Source organism: Streptomyces sp. NPDC001890 (assembly GCF_042891445.1).
In the GTDB taxonomy this organism is placed as follows: Bacteria; Actinomycetota; Actinomycetes; order Streptomycetales; family Streptomycetaceae; genus Streptomyces.
Map to the genome: position 1 here is coordinate 1 of NZ_JBIATE010000044.1, position 19037 is coordinate 19037.

General features: G+C 73.2%; 15 protein-coding genes. 12 read left to right on the plus strand and 3 right to left on the minus strand.

Features of this window, described 5'->3' with window-relative positions; translation table 11 throughout:
• Positions 1-643 precede the first annotated feature (643 nt).
• Positions 644-1096: a MarR family transcriptional regulator gene (locus ACFYY1_RS40665; protein WP_266738034.1), complete on the plus strand. Its 453-nt coding sequence runs from the start codon at positions 644-646 to the stop codon at positions 1094-1096.
• Positions 1093-1404 carry a replication initiation protein, RepL2 gene (locus tag ACFYY1_RS40670; RefSeq protein WP_388594922.1) on the plus strand — a complete coding sequence of 104 codons (312 nt, stop codon included), beginning with the start codon at positions 1093-1095 and terminating at the stop codon, positions 1402-1404. The genes ACFYY1_RS40665 and ACFYY1_RS40670 overlap by 4 nt, the downstream gene beginning before the upstream one ends.
• Positions 1405-1570: 166 nt before the next feature.
• On the opposite strand, the gene ACFYY1_RS40675 is transcribed toward ACFYY1_RS40670, so the two are convergent.
• Complete coding sequence (locus ACFYY1_RS40675; protein ID WP_376308733.1) at positions 1571-2041, minus strand: nuclear transport factor 2 family protein; 471 nt, start codon at positions 2039-2041, stop codon at positions 1571-1573.
• A 131-nt stretch (positions 2042-2172) separates the two neighbouring features.
• Between ACFYY1_RS40675 and ACFYY1_RS40680 the strand changes: the two genes are divergently transcribed.
• The 6 genes from ACFYY1_RS40680 (at position 2173) to ACFYY1_RS40705 (ending at position 10826) form a co-directional block, all read left to right on the plus strand.
• Entirely contained in the window at positions 2173-3783 is a 1611-nt protein-coding gene (locus ACFYY1_RS40680) for a class I adenylate-forming enzyme family protein (RefSeq protein ID WP_388594924.1), read from the plus strand.
• Positions 3780-5615 (plus strand): FAD-dependent oxidoreductase, encoded by a 1836-nt coding sequence (locus ACFYY1_RS40685; RefSeq protein WP_388594925.1) that lies wholly within the window; start codon positions 3780-3782, stop codon positions 5613-5615. The genes ACFYY1_RS40680 and ACFYY1_RS40685 overlap by 4 nt, the downstream gene beginning before the upstream one ends.
• Positions 5612-6433, plus strand: a complete 822-nt coding sequence (locus ACFYY1_RS40690) for an SDR family NAD(P)-dependent oxidoreductase (RefSeq protein WP_388594927.1) — start codon at positions 5612-5614, stop codon at positions 6431-6433. The genes ACFYY1_RS40685 and ACFYY1_RS40690 overlap by 4 nt, the downstream gene beginning before the upstream one ends.
• Before the next feature lie 49 nt (positions 6434-6482).
• Positions 6483-7520, plus strand: coding sequence for an aromatase/cyclase (locus ACFYY1_RS40695; protein WP_388594929.1), 1038 nt, complete (start codon positions 6483-6485; stop codon positions 7518-7520).
• A 45-nt stretch (positions 7521-7565) separates the two neighbouring features.
• Positions 7566-8522, plus strand: a complete 957-nt coding sequence (locus tag ACFYY1_RS40700; protein ID WP_388594930.1) for an SRPBCC family protein — start codon at positions 7566-7568, stop codon at positions 8520-8522.
• Between the two features lie 192 nt (positions 8523-8714).
• Positions 8715-10826 carry a condensation domain-containing protein gene (locus ACFYY1_RS40705; protein WP_388594932.1) on the plus strand — a complete coding sequence of 704 codons (2112 nt, stop codon included), beginning with the start codon at positions 8715-8717 and terminating at the stop codon, positions 10824-10826.
• A 33-nt stretch (positions 10827-10859) separates the two neighbouring features.
• Here the strand turns inward: ACFYY1_RS40705 and ACFYY1_RS40710 are convergent, their stop codons facing one another.
• Both ACFYY1_RS40710 and ACFYY1_RS40715 read right to left on the minus strand, forming a co-directional pair.
• On the minus strand, positions 10860-13511 hold the full coding sequence (locus ACFYY1_RS40710; protein ID WP_388594934.1) for an AAA family ATPase: 2652 nt from the start codon (positions 13509-13511) through the stop codon (positions 10860-10862).
• A gap of 100 nt (positions 13512-13611) precedes the next feature.
• Positions 13612-13896 (minus strand): PqqD family protein, encoded by a 285-nt coding sequence (locus tag ACFYY1_RS40715; RefSeq protein ID WP_358949435.1) that lies wholly within the window; start codon positions 13894-13896, stop codon positions 13612-13614.
• Between the two features lie 756 nt (positions 13897-14652).
• Here ACFYY1_RS40715 and ACFYY1_RS40720 point away from each other — a divergent pair.
• From ACFYY1_RS40720 to ACFYY1_RS40735, 4 genes are all read left to right on the plus strand, one after another.
• Entirely contained in the window at positions 14653-14949 is a 297-nt protein-coding gene (locus tag ACFYY1_RS40720) for an antibiotic biosynthesis monooxygenase (protein WP_266738007.1), read from the plus strand.
• A complete protein-coding gene (locus tag ACFYY1_RS40725; protein ID WP_388594935.1) occupies positions 14939-15742 on the plus strand; it encodes an acyltransferase domain-containing protein in 804 nt (267 codons plus the stop codon). The genes ACFYY1_RS40720 and ACFYY1_RS40725 overlap by 11 nt, the downstream gene beginning before the upstream one ends.
• Positions 15743-16183: 441 nt before the next feature.
• Entirely contained in the window at positions 16184-17962 is a 1779-nt protein-coding gene (locus ACFYY1_RS40730; protein ID WP_388594936.1) for an acyl-CoA dehydrogenase family protein, read from the plus strand.
• Positions 17963-17982: 20 nt separating this feature from the next.
• The gene (locus tag ACFYY1_RS40735) at positions 17983-18960 is read left to right on the plus strand and encodes a 4'-phosphopantetheinyl transferase family protein (RefSeq protein ID WP_388594938.1); all 978 of its coding nucleotides are present in this window, start codon (positions 17983-17985) and stop codon (positions 18958-18960) included.
• Positions 18961-19037 lie beyond the last annotated feature (77 nt).

Here is a 19037-nt window from a genome sequence, read left to right on the forward strand (position 1 = left end):
CCGGGGGGGCGGGGTTTGTTCACCCGGGGGGTGTGGGGGGGGGGGGGGGGGCGCGGGGGTGGGGGGGGGGGGGGGGGGGGCGCGGGGGGGGGGGGGTGGGGGGGGGGGGGGGGGGGGGGGGGGGGGGGGGGGGGCGCCGGGGGGGGGGGGGGGGGGGGGGGGGGGGGGGCGGCGGGGGGGGGGCCCCCCCCCCCCCCCCCCCACGACTGCTTTTCACAGCCCGAGGCGCTGTGCGGCTGCCGGATCGACGGCCTGTCCTGCCTGTAAGAGAGCGCGCAGACGTCAAAGGCGTCCTGGCCTGTGAAAACGCGTTTTCCATCAGGTTCTGACGATCTGGCACCCAGTTCTCAGCATCGTGCACCCAGTTCCTGAGATCCGGGCAGGCAGTTCCAAGGATCGTGGTGCCCATGTCCTGAGAACCGTGACCACTGCTGCAGGAACTGAGTAGATTGACGTCACGTTCATGAGCAGACGCCATTTCTGGGCGGCCACGGCCGTGGCGACGGATGGACGGCACGTCGACCGGCACGTCCTGGAGGCGGGGTCCATCCACTTGGTGCTCATGTACGTTAAGTTCATCTGGTCGGCCCACAGGGTCGCTGCTCATGTACATCACAGCAATGCCCATTCAGGGGAGGGCCCGTTGGGAGCGGTACGCAGACTGGTCGATGCCGACACGGGCGAGGCCATCCCCTATGCGCCCTACGCCTTCTCCGGCGAACACATCCAGGTCGACAAGGCCAGGGTCGAAGCGATCACCGAGAGCAAGGAATTCACCCCGAGCCAGAAGTTCATGGTGCTGTGGTGGATCGGGGTCTCCCCGCAGGGCATGGCACCGCTGAGAGCCACCGGTGCGGACATCGCCAAGAAGGTCGGCATGACCGCCGATGCCGTGGGCAAGATCAACCGGAAACTCCTCAAGCGGCGCATCCTGATCGAGCGCGGACGCATCGGCAACTACAGGCTGTACCGCATCAGCCCGTACATCGCCTTTCACGGACCCGGGATCGAGCAGCGGGAAGCGATCAGGACGTGCAACCCGCCGGACATCCCCGGCTTCGACAACACCATCCCTTCGCTCTGGGAGGCCCAGTGAACAACGACGACAAGCAGAGGCTCCTGGACGTCCTCCACCGCACCGTCGGCATGACCGCCAACCAGCGCCTGGTCGTCATGCTCTACGCGATGCACCCCACCGACCGCGCCGGTGCCGTCATCGAGACCGGCGCCAACCTCGCCAAGCTCGTCGGCATGTCCCCGACCGTCTTCTCCCGGACCCGGCGCCAGGTCATCGAGGCCGGCTGGCTGGAGGAATCCGACCGGCTCGCGCACATCAGCTACTACCGGCTCAGCGTGAAGAGCACGGGCGAGGACGTCGTCGTCCCCCTGCGCCGCGCAACCTGAACGGCTCCCAGGGGCAGAGCTCATGTACGTGAGGTCAATGAGTACCGATCCCGGGACCGGTGCTCATTGACCTCACGTACATGACAGTCGGCATGTCGCCCCCCTGTGCTTCCGCCCAGGCGCCAGGGGCGGTGGGGCTACTTCTTGCCCTCGCTCAGGGCCTCGGTCACGCCAGGTCGTCGCGTGTCACGAGCCGGTGGACGACCCGCCAGTCGCCGCGTGAGCGCGCGAGGGTGTCCTCCATGACGCACACCCGGTGCACCCGGGCCTCCCCGCCCTTCGGGGTCAGGTACACCAGCGCGTACGCACGGGTGCGCAGCGTTCCGTTGGGCTGTGGCTGGACATCGACCATGCCCAGCCAGTGGCGCAACTGTTCGCCGCTGCGTGCCTGCGCCTCCTTGTTGCGCCGCACGTTCGCGGCGAGCTCCTCCCGGCCCCGTACCGGCTGCGGCAGTGTCGGTACGTCGAACACGGCGTCCGGGGTGAACGTGCCCGCCCACTCCTGCGCGGCGAAGGAGTCGAACAGCTGCATCTGGTGGGCGTAGAACTGCTGGACCTCCGCGTACAGCAGGCCGAACTGGCCGGGCTGCTGATCCAGCGGGCTCACATGGTGCCGCTCGGCGGCGAGCACGGTCATGGGCTGACTCCGTTCCGTCGGTTCCGGACAGCTTCTGCCCCGAAGATCGAGCGGCCTTCGAAGATTCCTCAAGCGCCCCCGCCAAGGCTTTCGAAGCGTTCACCCGCTTCGGGAGCCAGGAGGACAGCACCATGCCGACGTTCGTGTACCCGAGAATCCGGCTCGACGGCCTGCTTCGGCAGGCCGCGGTGCGCGACCCGGCGGGCTGCGGCCTGCGCACGGCCGCCGGCCCGGTCACCTTCGCGGAACTTGACGACCGGGCCGACCGGATCGCCGCCTACCTCGAAGACACCCTCGGCCGCCGCGGCGCGCGCGTCGGCGTGGCCAACACCCTCGACGCGGTCTTTCCCGCCGCGTACTACGGGACGGCACGCAGCGGGAACACGGTCGTGCTGGTCAATCCGCTGCTCAGGGCGGAGGGCCTCGAACACGTCCTGGCCTCGGCGGCCGTCGAGGTGGCGTTCGTTCCCACGGCCACCGCCGAACTGCTGGTGAAACTGGCCGACCGGCTGCCCGTCCTGCGCACCGTCGTCGTCACCGACGCGTCCGAGGGGATCGTGCCCTCCGACGCCGTGCCGCTCCGGGCCGCGCTGGACTCCGTACCCGGCCGGCGGCCGCTGCCCGCCCTGGCCACCGATCTCGACGCGGACGTCTGCGTCCAGTTCACGACCGGAACCACCGGCCGGCCCAAGGGGGTCCGGCTCAGCCACCGCAATCTGGTCGCCAACGCCGCCCAGACCGCCGCCGCCCACCACCTCGGCAGCGACTCCGTCACCCTCAACCACCTGCCGCTCTACCACGTCATGCACCTCAACTCGGCGATGTACGCGGGCGCCGAGCAGGTGCTGTGCGCCGACCCCGACCCGTGGGCCTCGCTGCGGTACGCGGCGGAAGCCGGGGCCACTCACTACTACGGGCTACCCGCGCGCCTGCACCGCCTGGCCCGGGACGAGCGGCTCCTCGCGGACGGGGGCGGGGCGCCCGGCGGGCCGCGGCTGACGGTCGTACTGTCCGGCGGCACCGCGCTCGCGCCCCCGGCCGCCCGGGTGCTGAGCGAGCACATCGGCGTACCCGTCGTGCAGGGGTACGGGATGGCCGAGCTCTCCCCGCTCTCGCACTGCCAGAGCCCGTACGGGCCGGGGACGACGAGTGCGGTTGGTGGGGTTGGTGGCGTTGGTGGGGTGGTGCCTGGCACCGAGTGCCGGATCGTGCACCTCGACACCCGCCAGGTGCTGGGCGCCCGCGCCACCGGCGAGGTGCAGGTGCGCGGGCCGCAGGTGATGGCCGGGTACCTGGACGATTCGGGGCCGGCCCCCGTGGACGCCGACGGGTGGTTCTCCACCGGGGACGTCGGCCACCTGAACGACGACGGGCAGCTGTTCCTCGTCGACCGGCTCGGCGACGTCTTCAAGCACGACAACGAACTCGTCTCGCCCAGCGCCGTCGAGGCGGTCCTCCGGGAGGACCCCCGGGTCACCGACTGCATCGCCGCCGGCTGGCCCGACGACGTCCACGGAGCGGTGGTCTGGGCGGGCATCGTGCTGCGCGACCCGGCCGCTCCCGGTCTGACCGCGGTGGTCGACTCCATCGTCGAACAGGCCAACGAACGCCTCGCACCGTACGAACGGATCCGCCGCGCCGAAGTGCTCGAAGCGGTGCCGCGCACCCCCGTCGGAAAACCCGAACGGCGCGTGTTGCGCCAGCAGTTGATCACCCGTGCAGCCGAGGAGGTCGCCGTATGAACCCCGTGGACGACCGTGTACTCGTCGTGGGCGCCGGGCCGGTGGGGCTGACCGCGGCCCACGAACTGGCCCGACGGGGCCTGCGCGTACGGCTGGTCGACGCGGCCCCCGGGCCCGCGGCAACCAGCAGGGCGGTCGCGGTGCACCCGCGCACGCTGGAGACCTTCGACCAGATGGGAGTGGTGGAGCCGGTACTCGAACGCGGGCGCCACAACCGGGCGTTCACGATGTACGCCGGGGGAAGCCGGCTGGTCCGGCTGAACGCCGACTACCGGACCATGCCGACCCGCTACCCGTACACCGTCATCATCGAGCAGACCCGCACCGAGGAGGTGCTGCGCGCGGCGGTGGCCCGGCTCGGCGTCTCCGTCGAATGGGGCGTCCGGCTCACCGGCATCACCCAGGACCGGCACGGCGTCCGGGCCGGTCTGGAGCACGCCGACGGCACCACCGAGGCGTACGACGTTCCGTGGCTGGTCGGCTGCGACGGCGGCCACAGCACCGTACGCAAGGAACTGCGGCTGCCCCTGATCGGCGAGTCCAGCGAGACCTGGGAACTCGCCGACGCGACGGTCACCACCGAACTCCCGCAGGACAGCATCTACTGGGTGCACACCGGCGGGCAGGCCCTGATGATGGTCCCCTACCAGGACGAGGGACGCTGGCGGCTGCTCGACACCGCGCCCCGCCCCGGCGCCGATCCCGCACAGGCGGCCGCCCGCTTCGGCGCCAAACTAGGTGCCGGCCTCGGCCACCGGGTGACCGTCGGCGCTCCCGGCTGGTCCTCCGTCTTCACCTTCCAGCAGCGCATGGTGCCGCGCATGCACGACGGCCGCTGCTTCGTCGCCGGGGACGCCGCCCACGTGCACAGCCCCGCCTCCGGGCAGGGCATGAACACCGGCATCCAGGAGGCCTACAACCTGGCCTGGAAACTCGCCATGGTCGCCCAGGGCCGGGCCGGACGTGAACTGCTCACCACCTACGACGAGGAGCGCGTCCCCATCGGCAGGGCGCTGCTCGGCTCCACCCGCACGGCTACCTTCCTGGTCCAGTTCAAGAACACCCTGGCCGGTGTCATGCTGCCGGTCGTCTTCGGCGTGGTGCGCCGGGTGCCACCGCTGCGCCGGGCCATCCAGCGCAAGGTGCTCGGCGGGCTGTCCGGGCTGCGGATCGGCTACCCGAACAGCCCGCTCACCACCGCCGGGTCCGGCCGGGGAATCGCCCCGGGCAGCCGGGCCGCGGCGGCCGTCGCCGCACGGCAGCCCGGTGACCCCGGGGCGGAGGAGCTGCGGGCCGAACTGCGCGACACCCGGTGGACCCTGCTGTACGCGGCGGGCGGCGGAGCGGAGGCGGACCTGGTCGCGGCGGACACGGCCCACGCCCACGCGTCCTGGCTGTCCGTGCGGACGATGCGCGCCGTCGGTGAAGCCACCGGCCCCGATCCGCTGGACGATCCGCGTGGGCGGCTGCGCGGGGCGATGGGCCTGGGCGCGGGCGGCTGGCTGCTGATCCGTCCCGACGGCTATGTCGCGAGCGGTGGCGCCCGGCTGACCCGGCACGAACTGGAGCGGGCCCTGTCCCCGCTCGGCGCTCCCGTCCGGTCCGGGAGTGAGGCCCCGCTCGGTTCTCCGGTCCGGTCCGGGCGTGAGGCCCCGCTCGGTTCTCCGGCCCGGTCCGGGCGTGAGGCCCCGCTCGGTTCTCCGGCCCGGTCCGGGAGTGAGGCCCCGGATCGGGTCCGTGCGCGGCGTGGTCTCCAGCACTCGTCCGGCGTTCCTCAAGCGGTTCCGGACACGGTCGAGGTCACGACCCAAGAACTGGAGGCACCCCGATGACGGCATCGATGACGGCATCGACGGCGGCACCCGAGAGCCCGGTGGCGCTGGTCACCGGCGCCACGAGCGGTATCGGCCTGGCGGTGGCCAGGGACCTGGCCACCCGCGGACACCGGGTGTTCCTGTGCGCCCGTACCGCCGAGGCGGTCGAGGAGACCGTCGCAAAGCTGCGCGCCGACGGCCTGGAGGTGTCCGGCACCGCTGCCGACGTGCGGTCCAAGGAGCAGGTGCGGTCCCTGGTCGCGGCGGCCGTCGCGACGTACGGACCGATCACGGTCCTGGTCAACAACGCCGGCCGCAGCGGCGGTGGTCCGACCGCCGACATCAGCGACGAGCTCTGGTACGACGTCATCGACACCAACCTCAACAGCGTCTTCCTGCTCACCCGAGAGGTGCTCAAGCACGGCGGGCTGACCGAGGCAGCGGCGGCGGGCGGCCACGGGCGGATCATCAGCATCGCCTCCACGGCCGGCAAGCAGGGTGTGCTGCTGGGCGCCCCCTACTCGGCGTCCAAGCACGCCGTCGTCGGTTTCACCAAGGCACTGGGCAAGGAGCTCGCCCCGGCCGGGATCACCGTCAACGCGGTCTGCCCCGGGTACGTCGAGACGCCGATGGCCGAGCGGGTGCGGGCCGGTTACGCGGCCGCCTGGGACACCACCGACGAGGACGTGCGGGAGCGGTTCGAGGCGAAGATCCCCCTCGGGCGCTACTCGACACCCGAGGAGGTGGCGGGGCTGGTCGGCTATCTGACGACGGACCTCGCCGCTTCGATCACGGCCCAGGCGCTCAACGTCTGCGGCGGGCTGGGCAACTTCTGATGACGACCGGGAGGCCGACGATGACGACCGGAAGGCCGGGAGACCGACGATGACGACCGGGAGGCCGACGATGGCGGACGGACGGACGGCACGCGAGGGGCGGACCACGCACGGCGGGCGGACCCACCGCACGGTCCACGGGACCGAAGTGGCGGCACCCGCCGGGGTGGTCTACGGGTTGATCGCGGACGCGACCCAGTGGCCGCTGTACTTCCCGCCCAACGTGCATGTGGACCGGCTGGAGTTCGACGGCACGCACGAGCGCCTGCGCATGTGGGCGACGGCGAACGGCCGGGTGAAGTCCTGGACCTCGCACCGGGTACTGGACGCGGTGGCCCGGCGGATCGAGTTCCGCCAGGAGACCCCGGCGGCCCCGCTGTCGGCTATGACCGGCACCTGGATCGTCGAGCCGGTCGGGGCCGAGACCTCGCGGCTGACCCTGCTCCACGACTTCTCGGTGGCCGGCGACCGTCCCGAGGACATCGAGTGGGTGAAGCGGGCCACCGACACCAACAGCCGGGCCGAACTCGCCGGGATCGCGGCACTGGCCGCGCAGTGGGCACGGCTGGACTCGCTCGTGCTGTCCTTCGAGGACTCGGTGACGGTCGACGCCCCGCCGGAGCCCGTGTACGCGTTCCTGGAACAGGCCGCGCGGTGGCCCGACCGGCTGCCGCACGTCTCGCGCCTCGACCTCACCGAGGAGCCGGGCGGCGTCCAGGTCATGTCGATGCGGACGCTCACCGCCGACGGTTCCTCGCACACCACCGAGTCGGTCCGGGTCTGCTTCCCCGCAGCCGCCCGGATCGTCTACAAACAGACCGTCACCCCGGCCCTCATGTCGGCCCACACCGGCGTCTGGACGGTGGCCCCCGGCCCCGACGGGACCACTGTCGCGACCTCCCGGCACAGCGTCGTCCTCCGGGAGGAGGCGGTGGAACGGGTACTGGGCGAGGGCGCGGACCTCGCGAGTGCGCGGCGGTACGTACGCGAGGCGCTCGGCCGCAACAGCACCGCGACCCTGACCCACGCCAAGCGGTACGCGGAGTCTCCAGCAGGTTCTCCAGCGGGTTCTCCAGCAGTCCTCTAGCGACTGCGGACAGCATCTGTACAGGATCCAGAGAGGGTATGGACGATGGCCGTCGAGCGAGTGCACCGCACGCAGTACGCGGTCGATGTGGCAGCGCCGGCCGGCGTTGTCTACGGGCTGATCGCGGACACGACACAGTGGCCGTTGTTCGTGCCGGCGAGCATCCATGTGGAGCGGCTGGACTTCGACGGCTCCCAGGACCGCTTCCACATGTGGGTGCTCGCCAACGGCCAGGTACGTTCCTGGCTCTCGCACCGCACACTGGACACGGCCCGCCGCCGCATCGAGTTCCGGCAGGAGACGCCCGCCGAGCCGGTCAGTTCGATGGGCGGCGGCTGGACCGTGGAGCCGCTCGGCCCCGACCGCTGCCGGTTGAGCCTGGAGCACGACTTCACCGTCGCCGGGAACCGTTCCGAGGACGTCGCCTGGGTCCGGCGGGCCACCGACACCAACAGCCGGGCCGAACTGGAGCGGCTGCGGGAGACCGCGGAGCGCTGGAACCGCCTGGACGACCTCCTGCTGACCTTCGAGGACTCCGTACGCATCAACGGCCCGGCCGAGCTGGTCTACGACTTCCTGTACCGGATCGCCGACTGGCCGGACCTCATGCCGCACGTGGCCCGCACCGACGTGGCCGAGCCGCGGCCCGGCGTCCAGCTCACGGGCGTGGACATCCTCTCGGCCGACGGGGCGACCCACACCATGGAGGCGGTCCGGGTCTGCTTCCCGCACTCGGGCCGGATCCTGTGGAAGCACACGCGTCCCTCCCCGCTCGCGGACGCCCACACCGGCGAATGGTCGGTCATCCCCGACGAACGCGGCGTCCAGGTGATCGCCCGGCACAGCGTGCTGCTGCGCGAAGAAGGCATCGAGGAGGTCCTCGGCGCCGGCGCGGACCTCGCGCGGGCGCGGGCCCATGTACGTGAGACGGCGAGCCGGTTCAGCCTCGCCACCCTGGAGTTCGCCGGGCAGCACGCCGAGACGGCCGTCCGGACTCTCTGAGAGCCCTCGGGTGACCTCTGATCGGGGGTGCCACCGCCCGATCAGCGGCCATCCGGCAGGCTTCGAGCACCACGTCAGCGCCATGTCAGCGCCACGTGGGCGGTGCGTGCACACTCGGGTCGTCCCTTCGTGCCCTCCGGAGCCGGGTCCGGTGCGCCGGGGCGCGGGCACCATCGGAGACAGGGGGACCGGATGACCGGCAGCATGACCGTCATCATCTCCTCCGGCATGCCTCCCGCGCTCGAACTGCGCGGCCCGCTCGACCCGGCGGCACTGGCACGGGCGCTCGCCGAGCTCCCCGCCGGGTGCACGCCCACCCTGCGCAGGCACACCGCGACCCACCACACCCTGTACCTCTCCCCGCGCCACCTGCCCGCGGGTGCCCTCGGGGACCTGCTCACCGCGTTCACGGGCCCGCCGGGCAGCACAGCGGGCAGCGGTGCCTCCGCTGAACCGGTGCTCGCGCCGCCGCCCGGCCCCGAAGAGCCCTCGGTCCCCCCGGCGCAGGGGGAGCCGGACCACTCCGCCACTGCCCTCTTCCCGGCGTCCCCCCGGCAGCGGGAGATCCTCCTCGACCTGATGACCGCCGCCCCCGGCACCGCCCTGTACGTCGAGCAGCAGCACTGGCGCTGGTACGGGCCGCTCGACACCCGGCGCTACCGGGCCGCCTGGGCATCGGTCGCCGACCGCGAGGCGGTGCTGCGCGGGTCCTTCGCACGGGCGGACGCACCCGACGGTCCCAGGGTCGCGGTGCACCCGAAAGCCACCCCGCGAGTGGTCCGGCACCCCTACGGCTCCGCCGACCGGCAGGCGCTGATCGGCAGCGAGCGGCTGACCGCCTTCGACCCGCTGAAGCCCGGACCGCTCCGGGTCCTGCTCATCGACGAACAGCCGGGCACGATGGGACCGGTACGGGTCGTCGTCACATACCACCACGCCTTCGTCGACGGCCCCAGCGTGCGCATGCTGCTGCGTGCCGTGCATCGCGCCTACCTCGCCGACGGTCCGCCCCCCGGCGGGCAGCGCCGTCCCGACCTGCGCGACCACCTCGACTGGCTGGACCGTCAGGACACCACCCCGGCCCGCGAGTTCTGGACCCGAGCCGCCCCGCCGGCCGGCGCCGCCACCCTGCCGCCCAGGCCGTCCGGCACCCCGTCCCGGCCGGGCCACGGACGTACCGGTCAGCGGCTCACCCCCCACGAGACGGTCCGGCTGCGCCACTGGGCCGGTGACATCGGCGTCACCGAGTGCACCGCGCTGCACGCCGCCTGGGCGCTGCTGCTGCACCGGGCGTCCGGCCGCACCGGCCCCGCCCCCGTCGCCTTCGGGATGACCGTCTCCGGCCGGGGCATCCTGCTCGACGGCGCCGCCCTGCTGCCCGGACCACTGCGCAATCCGCTGCCCCTGAGCACCGAGGTCGACCCGGCGATGCCGCTGGCCCGGTTGCTGACCGAACTCGGCGAGCGGGCCATGGACATGGCCGCGTACGAGTGGGTCTCCGAGGGCCAGGTGCACGCCTGGAGCGGCCGGCCCGCCGAGGACCGGCTCACCGGGACGGTGATCGCCTTCGAAGCGCCCGCATCCTCCACACCACCCACCTCCTTGGCACCACCGGCCATCGGAGACCCGCTGCGCAACGAGTTCGACGCCCAGGACATCCGGCTGACCCCGCCCGAGACGGTGCCGGCGGACACCGGGGTGCCGCTCTCCCTGACCGCCCACCACGACGCCGACGGCGGCCTCGTGCTGACAGCGGTGAACGACCGGAAGCGTCTCGCCGACCCCGACGCGGCGAGGGCCCTCGCCCAGACCGCTCTGCTGCTACGGGAGTTCCCCCGGTTCGTCGCGGCGGGCACACCGGTCGCCGAGGCCCTGGCCCTGCTCGGTCCCGCCGCACCCGCCCGGACGCGCCGCCCCGGACCGGTGCCGGGCCCCAGCGTGCTGCGACCGGCGACCCGGCCCGGCGCGGGCACTGTGCTGCTCGTACCGCCGCCGGACGCCCCGGCGGGCTGCTACGACGAGTTGGCCCGGATCTACCCCGGTCCGCAGACCCTGCTCACCGTGAACGGGACGGTGGACGCGGCGGGCTGTCTGGCCGCGCTGCGCCCGGCCCTCGCGGCGGCCGAACCCGTCACGTTCGGCTGCTACTCGGGCGGCGGCGCCCTCGCCTACGAGGTCGCCCAGCGGATCGCCGGGCACGGATGGCTGCCGCCGCCGGTGGCCATCGCGGGCACCGCCGCCGCTGCCGGATCCGACGCGGCCGCTCTCTCCCGCACCCTCGCCGAGGTGGCCGGCGACCGCTGACCGTGCGACGCGCGGGCTGCGGCGGTCCGCGGCTCAGGCGCGGACCGGGGCGCCGTCGGCGCGTTCCAGGTCGAGCGGGAGGTCGCCCCGGGAGGTGATCCGGAGCTTGCGGTAGACCCGGGTCAGGTGCTGCTCGACCGTGCTGACCGTCAGGAAGAGCCGGGCCGAGATCTCCCGGTTGGTCAGGCCCTGCGCGGCCAGGGTGGCCACCCGCTGCTCGGAACCGCTCAGCCGGGCCGCCGAGGTGCCGGGCCGGTCCTTGTCCGCGCCCGCCTTCCCGGCTCGGCCCGCGCGGCTCTCCGCCCTGGCCCTGGCGGTGCCCGGCGCCGTCACCAGCGGTGCGTCGGGAAGGATCTCCTGGCACAGGGGCGCCGCGCCGGTGTCCTTCGCGAGCTGCCAGGCCGAACGGATCATCACGCAGCCCTTCGACGAGGAGCCGTCCGCCTGGAGCGTCCGGCCCAGATCCGCCATGGCGCGGGCCGTCTCCACCCGGTCGCCGGAGCGGTGCAGCTCGTCGATCGCCTGGGCGAGGACCGTCGGCCGCTGCTGGGCATCCCCGGCCAGCGCCCGCATGCGCAGCGCGAGACCACGTACGTGCGGGCGCCGCGCGTCGGCCATCGCGAGCTGGCGCAGGGCCAACTGCTCCGCCCGGTGGTCCTCCCCGAGGCACAGCAGCGCCCGCGCCGCATCCGTACGCCAGGGCAGGAACGCCGGCCGGTCCACCCCCCAGCTCTCCATCAGCCGGCCGACCTCCAGGAAGTCGGCCAGTGCCGCGTGCGGCTGATGGAGAGCCAGGTGGTGCAGTCCGCGGGCGCGCAGATACGCCAGTCCGTGCAGGCTCATCAGCTGCCGCCGGGGCAGCTGCCGACCGGTCAGGCGGGATGCCTCGGTGTACTGGCCCATCTCCGTGCACGCGCGTACGACCACCGCCGTCGGCGCGCAGACGAAGGTGCCATGGCCCTGCGCGGGGAGGGCCGAGAGGGCCGCCGTCGCACGGGTGTGGGCGCCGCGCAGGTCGCCCAGGCGCAGCAGAGCCTCGGCATGCAGCGTCCCGAGCACGGCGCTCCAGCCCGGGGCCCGGCACCGGTCCGCCTCGTCGAGCAGACTGCGGCTCCACCGCACCGCCAGGTCCGGCTGTTCGGAGCAGAGCAGCGACGTCACGGCCTGGGCGAGCGGCGCGAGCGTGGCATCCGTCAGCCGGGCCGACCGCAGCAGCCGCTCCGCGGCGCCGGGCGTGGTGTCGACCATCGCGTCCAGGGGCGAGGCGCCCGCCTGGTCGGTACCGGTGCCGAGGATCAGCTCCGCCGCGTCGGAGACCCGCCCCTGGGCCAGGAGCAGTCCGGCCAGCGGCTGTTCGTGCCCGGCGGCCGGGCTGCCGGAGCGCACCGCCTCCAGCAGCGCGTCCACGCGGCGTTCGGCCGCGGCCGGGTCGAAGCGGGACGTGATCTGGGCCAGCCGGATGCGCAGTGCGGCCCGTACCTGGTCGTCGGTGCCGGTTTCGAGGGCGAGTTCGAGCAGCCGCGTCGCCGCGCGGGCCTCGCCCTGTACGAGCGAATCCTCCGCAGCCTCGCGGAGCACGTCCACGTCCCAGGGGTCGTCCGCCGTCACCACGTCGTCGGAGGCCGCGGCGAGCAGCAGTTCCGCGACCGCCGGGGCCGGGACACCGTCCTCGTGCAGCACCCGTGCGGCCTGCCGGAGCAGCCTGCCCCTGGTGGCCGGACCGGCCTCCTCCAGCACCGCGTCCCGCACGGCCGGGTGCCGGAACCGTACGCCGTCGAGGCAGAGAAGGCCGGCCGCCCGCAGCGCGGCGAGGCCCCGGTTCGCGGCGGTGTCCGTCAGGTCCGCCGCCCGCGCGGCGCGGGCGGGGGAGGCGTGGTCGCCGAGCAGCGCGACGGCGCGGGCCACGGCGGTGGCCACCGGCCCGGCCCGGTGCACGCAGGCGACGACCGCCTGTGCGAACGGACCGCCGGGGGAGGGGAACACCGCCTCGCCGTGCGTGTTCCCGGCCGGGAACGTGTCCGCGTGCTCGGTGGTCAGGGCACGCAGCAGCAGGGGGTTGCCTCCGCTGACGCGGTGCGCCTCCTCCGAGGTGAGGCCCTCGCAGCCGTCCAGTTCCAGGAACCGGGCGGTCTCTGTCCGGGACAGCGGACTGAGCCGAATCCGGCGGAAGTGGGGCTGGCGCATCAACTCGGTGGTGAACAAGGGGTCCTGCGACGGCGGTTGCGGTGAACCGGTGAGGACGACGAGGACCTGTGAACCTCGGGCGTGACGTACGAGGTATTGGAGGTGGCGCAGGGATTCGGCGTCCGCGTGCTGCACATCGTCGACGCAGAGCAGCACCGGCCGGTCGAGGCTCAGTTCGCATACCCGGTCGCAGAACTCCCGTAGATCCGCCACCCGCGAAGGCTCGTTGCCGGAGTTCCTGTCGGGCAGCCGGAACCCCGGTGTCCGGTGGACGAGTTGGCGCAGAACGCCCCACGGGATCTGCTGCTCCGCCACCGTGGCGACGGCGGACAGGACCAGGGCACCGGCCGCAGCGGCCCGCTCGGCGACGGTGTCGGCCAGGGCGCTCCGGCCGCACCCGGCGGCGCCTTCGATCAGGACGGCCTGGGAGCCGCCCGCAGCGCAGTCCGCGAGCGCCGCGTCCAGGACGCCGATCACCGATGTTCTGCCGACCAACCGCATACTCGCCCCTGTTGATGAAGGTCCACCCCTATCCGGGACAGGGTGAAGTCTGCGCCTACAGGGGTGGTCGAGCCACCGCTGAGGGCGGGTAGGGGTCGGGTCAGGGGCAGGGCTCGGCGCACATGAGACCCGCGTCGCGCATTTCCTCGACCCATATGTCGAGATCGGCGCGCGCATTCTCGGGCGCGGTATTCCACAATTCGGCGAGCAGGCGTGCGGCGGCGCCCGCGTCGCCCTCGTGCTGGCGGAGCGCGATCCACATCGCGGCGCCCACCGGACCGCACCAGTAGCGCATTGTTCCCACCGCTGATTCCGCCAGGAGTTCCAGGCGACCGGCGGCGTCCACCGAGGCGACACTCACCCCGGGCATCGGTCGAACAAGCACGGACACCTCCAGTGCCGGGGTCCCCCGGAGACACTTTCCTGAGCGTCGGTTCTCTGCAACCGATCGAGTAAGCCTCAAGTTATTTCGGAACGCCCGCCAGATCCATGACGACGGCCGCACTCTGGGGTTCGCGGTACCCGCACCCCCTATGCCGGCAGGCCCCGGCGCGCCCGGGATAGGGGGCGTGGGGGCGTGCCCCGGGCCGGACCGCCGCGCTTCCGGCGCACGCGTCACGCCCCGGTCCACCCGTCCCGGGCGGACGCCGGCCGGGTGCGGATTTCCGCCGGGACAGCGGCCGGATTTCGTCCATCCGCAAGGAATCAAAGGAATGGGGGATCCGGAAATCCGGACCACTTCACCGGACCGAATACCCCCGGTTCCGTGGGGGGTACGGAATAAGCAGGAGTTCTGTCGGTTATCCGTCCGGTCGGAATCCAGGGAAGCCGGGCGGCGTAATGCGAGGCCGCCACGTCATGCGCCGGAAAGTCCGGAGGCGCCGTTCGCACCGAACCCCGGAAATGCGGAGGAACCGTCCGCACCACGCCCCGGAAATGCGGAGGAACCGTCACGACCCGCCCTCCGGACCCCGCCGGAAGGGGCCTTCGCCCTCCGCCGGATCACAGTGCTTCCTCAAGCGGGAGTCGAGCGCTCTTCCGGGGTTCCTTGAGCCTTCTCGCCGAGCGTGGCATCCGCAGGGCGGTCCCGCCCCGTACCCGTAAACGGCATCGCTGCCGTGGCCGACCCGAGGAGCCTCACATGGTGACCTTCGTCAACAAGCTGACCGTCCACGGCGACATCGACGAGTTCCTGGCCGTCAAGGACCGGCTGACCGCCTACATGAGCAGCCAGCCCGGATACCTCGGCCACGAGGGCCTGCGCAGCCTCGGCGACGAGCGGGTCTTCCTCGAACTCGCCGTCTGGGAGGACCCCGCCGCCCACCAGCGGGCCGTGCGCAGCGAGGAGTTCCAGGCCCTGGTCAAGGACCTCGGCCCGCTGGCCACCCCCGAGCCCGGTCTGTACGAGACGGTGGAGGCGGCTCCCCGTGACCGATGAGACCCCGGCGCTGCTCGCCCGCCGGTGCCGGCCGCCGACCGGCCCGGCCGCCGTGACCGTGCTCTTCACCGGCGGCGCCGGAATCCGGCCCGGCCTCGGCCGCGAGCTGTACGGCGCCTTTCCCGCCTTCCGCGCCGCGTACGACACCGTGCGCGGCGCTCTCGACCACTGGCTGCGGCTGCCCCTGGCCGCCGTGGTGTTCGCACCCGAGGGCGGAGTCGACGCGGCTCTGATCCGCCGGTCCGAATTCGGGCAGCCGGCCCTGTTCGCCTTCCATGTGGCGGTCTTCCGGCTCTGGCAGTCGTGGGGGCTCCGGGTCGGAGCGGTGTCCGGCCACGGTGCCGGAGAGATCGCCGCGGCCCATGTGGCGGACGCGCTGAACCTGGCCGACGCGGCCCGGCTCGTGACCGCGCGCGGCAGGCTCGCCCCCGTGCACCCGGCCGTGCTCGCCGGGGACTTCGCCGCCACCCTCGACTCCGAGGCGGCCTTCGCACGGGCCGCGGCGGACAGCGCCGTCGCACCGCCCCGGATTCCGCTGGTGTGCGCGACGACCGGCCGGAGCATGGGACCCGGCTCCGCACCGGGCCGGCAGCCGTTGTCGCCCGGATATCTGCTGAGTGAGGCCCGCCGGATGTCCCACACCGCCGACGCGGTAAGGACCCTGGTCCGGGCGGGTTTCCCCCGTCCGTACCCCTGCGGGCCCGACCCCGCGGACACCCGTCCGGGCCGTGAACTGCGCGCCGTACTCGGCGTCGCCGGCCGGATGCGCGCACTCGGCCGGGAACCGGGCTGACCGGAAGCCGGGGCGACCGGAAGCCAGGCCGACCGGAAGCCGGGGCGACCGGAAGCCAGGCCGACCGGAAGCCGGGCCCGAGGTGCGGCTTCCCACCAGCGTCCCCGGCCCGTCCCCGGCCCGTCCCCGGCCCGTCCTCGGCCCGGCTGTAGGCCGCCTCAAGCGGATGTCGAGCGACTCTGGCGACGCTGATACTCCCGTACTTCCATACATACCCGTACTCCCGCGCGCGGCTGCCGCGTACTGCCGCGCAACGCCCACGCACTGCCACGCACCGCCGTGCACCGCCGAGCACTGCCACGCACCGCCGTGCACCGCCGCGCACTCCCGCGCAGCTTCCGCGCACAGGGGCGGGCCCGCCCCCGCGGCGACCGGGCGTGCCGGCGAAGTGCCGCCCGGCCGCTTCGCGGACATGTTCAGCCCCCTCCCCAGGACTGTCCCGTGACGAAGGAGCTGTTCCACGCCACCATGGCCACCACCCAGATCCACGCGGAACGGACCGCCGGGCGTGCCGCCGAGGAGACCGGCGTCCTGCGCCGGGCCGCCCGGCTCGAAGCTCTCCTCGGCGACCCCTACGACCCCGCCAACCCGCACGGCCTCGGCGCCCTCTTCGCCGCCGACGAGCGCCACGAACCGCCCGCCGCCACCGAACGGCTCCTCGTCGAAGCGGGGCTGGGCGCCGAGTTCGTACCCGCCGAGTTCGGCGGCCGGCTCACCCGCGCCGACCTGCTCGTCAAGGTGCTGCGCCCGGTCTTCCGCCGCGACCTCGCGCTCGGCTTCGGAGCCGGTATCACCTCGCTGTTCGCCACCTCCGCCGTATGGGCGGCCGGTACCCCCGGCCAGCGGCGCGCGACGGCCGAGTTGCTGCTCACGGGCGGCCGTGCCTCGATCGTCCACCACGAACTGGCCCACTCCAACGCCATCCTGCGCGACGAGTTCACCGCCCGGCCGCGACCCGGCGGCGGCTTCACACTGGCCGGCCGCAAGGACGTCATCATCAACGCGGCCGTCTCCGGGGCCTACGTCGTCTACGCCCGGACCGACCCGGCCCGCACCCCCCTCAGCCACTCCGTGCTGCTCCTCGACCCCGACGGCCTCGGCGCCGGGATCAGCGCGCTGCCCCGGATACGTACGGCGGGCATGCGGGGAAACCTGTTCTCCGGGGTGTCGTTCACCGACTGCGACGTCCCGGCCGACGCCCTCGTCGGCCGGCCGGGCGAAGGCGTGGCCCTGGCGCTGCGCACGTACCAGGTCAACCGCTGCGTCATCGCCGGAACGGCCGTCGCCGCCGCCGGTACGGTCCTGCACTCCGCTGTCCGCGCCGCCACCGCCGGCCGCAGCCGCCCCATCGCCCGCCGCCGGCACAAGCCCCTCGCCGGGGTCTTCGCCGATCTGCTCGCCTGCGACAGCATGGCCACCATCGCGCTGCGCGCCCTGAGCCTGCTGCCCGACCGCACCCACATCCTCGCCGCAGCCGTCAAATACGTCGTACCCGACCTGCTGCGGGAGAGCCTGGAGGAGCTCGCGAGCGTCCTAGGTTTCCACGGCTACGAGCACGGCACCCCCGAGTACGGTGCGCTGGACAAGCTCTCCCGCGATCTGCCCGTGGCCGGTCTCGGCCACGCCGGAACTGCGGCCTGCCAGGCCGTGATCGTGCCCCAGCTGCGCAACCTCGCCGAACACGCCTGGTTCCGGGACGAGGAACCGCCGCCCGAGCTGTACCGCTCCGGTACCTCGCTGCCCCTGCTCGACTACCGGCTCCTCGGCATCGCCGGAGGCGGCGACTTCCTCGCCGCCTCCCTCAACGGCGCCGCCACCCGCCTGGCCGACGTACGGAGCCTGGGCGGCCAGCTCGCCGTACTCGCCGATCTCGCCGAGGCGTTCACCGACGAACTGCGGGCCCTGCGCGAGCGCTGCCGGGCCATCCCGCCGGGCGCCGCCGCCCTCGCCGACCCCGCCTGGTGCGTGCTCAGCGACCGCTACTCCCTCGTCCTCGCGGCCGCCGCGATCCTCGCCACCTGGGAAGGCCAGGACGGCAGCGACCCCTTCCTCGCTGCGCCCGCCTGGGCCGTACTCGCCCTCACCCGGATCGGCGGGCGCCTCGGCATCCCGATGCCGGAGCTGCCCGACGACTGCCGCACCCAGGTGCTCGACGAACTCGTACGCCGCTACCGCACCGGCCTCAGCTACGACCTCGACTCCACCGAACTGGCCCTGTGACCGGCCCGAGGAGGCCGCCCATGGAGGCGGAAGCCGTATGCCCGGAGGCGGAAGCCGCCCGTCGCATCACGCCACCCGTGCACGCCACCGGCCCCGCGGGGCCCTGGCACGAGGTCCGGGAGGGGCTGGCCCGGCGCGGCAACGCATCCGTGTTCACCACCTGGGGCGAATGGCTGCCCGCCGCCCTCGCCGACCCGGTGCTGCGCCCGCTGCTGGGGCGGGACTGGCCGCGCTACCGGCAGACCGCCGACCCCGTCCTGCGGTACCGCTTCGTGGCATCCCGGCTGGCCGTCAAGTACACGGCCGCCGCCGCGCTCGGCACCTCGCCCGCCCAGCTCGACCTGGCGTACAAGGTCGGCGGCCGGCCCTACCTGCGGGGCTTCGACCAGATCGACCTGAGCCTCACCCACACCGACGACCTCATCGCCGTCGGCATCAGCCGCACCGGACGCATCGGGATCGACACCGAACCCGTGGACCGCAGGCTGTCGTTCGAACTGCTCCAGGACCAGGTCTGTACCCCGGCGGAGCGGGACACGCTCGCCGCTCTCCCGGAGGCGGAACAGACCGCGGGGATGCTGCGGCTGTGGACCCTGAAGGAGGCCTACACCAAGGCGCTCGGCCAGGGCCTGCGGCTCGACTTCTCCTCGTTCGGCTTTGCCACCGGAGGTTCTGGCTCCACGGGATCCTCCGGCTCCACGGGATCCTCCGGCGCCATGGGATCCTCCGGCGCCATGGGATCCTCCGGTGTCGCCGGATCCTCCGGTGACACCGGCCTGCTGGCCCCCGACGGCACCCCAGCCGCCCATGGCGAGTGGGCGTTCGGCACCTACCCGGTGCTCGGCCGCTACCTCGTCAGCATCGCCTGCCACGACACCGGCCTGGACACCTCCCGGGACACCGCCGCCGCCACCATGCTCGACGAGGGCTTCATGTCGATGGTCTCGGGACTGATCGGAGCGGAGGGCGGGGCGGAAAATTCTGTACCGGAGCCGTAGGCGTTCCCGTGCGTTATTCGAGTCCGGCTGTAGCGCCTGCGCCGATGCTGGACGACGCGACACCGGCCGGAACCCGG

Coding starts and splice junctions, on each gene's coding strand:
- ACFYY1_RS40675 (WP_376308733.1), bottom strand. CDS start 2,041: ATGACCGTGCTCGCCGCCGAGCGGCACCATGTGAGCCCGCTGGATCAG.
- ACFYY1_RS40680 (WP_388594924.1), top strand. CDS start 2,173: ATGCCGACGTTCGTGTACCCGAGAATCCGGCTCGACGGCCTGCTTCGG.
- ACFYY1_RS40685 (WP_388594925.1), top strand. CDS start 3,780: ATGAACCCCGTGGACGACCGTGTACTCGTCGTGGGCGCCGGGCCGGTG.
- ACFYY1_RS40690 (WP_388594927.1), top strand. CDS start 5,612: ATGACGGCATCGATGACGGCATCGACGGCGGCACCCGAGAGCCCGGTG.
- ACFYY1_RS40695 (WP_388594929.1), top strand. CDS start 6,483: ATGACGACCGGGAGGCCGACGATGGCGGACGGACGGACGGCACGCGAG.
- ACFYY1_RS40700 (WP_388594930.1), top strand. CDS start 7,566: ATGGCCGTCGAGCGAGTGCACCGCACGCAGTACGCGGTCGATGTGGCA.
- ACFYY1_RS40705 (WP_388594932.1), top strand. CDS start 8,715: ATGACCGGCAGCATGACCGTCATCATCTCCTCCGGCATGCCTCCCGCG.
- ACFYY1_RS40710 (WP_388594934.1), bottom strand. CDS start 13,511: ATGCGGTTGGTCGGCAGAACATCGGTGATCGGCGTCCTGGACGCGGCG.
- ACFYY1_RS40720 (WP_266738007.1), top strand. CDS start 14,653: ATGGTGACCTTCGTCAACAAGCTGACCGTCCACGGCGACATCGACGAG.
- ACFYY1_RS40735 (WP_388594938.1), top strand. CDS start 17,983: ATGGAGGCGGAAGCCGTATGCCCGGAGGCGGAAGCCGCCCGTCGCATC.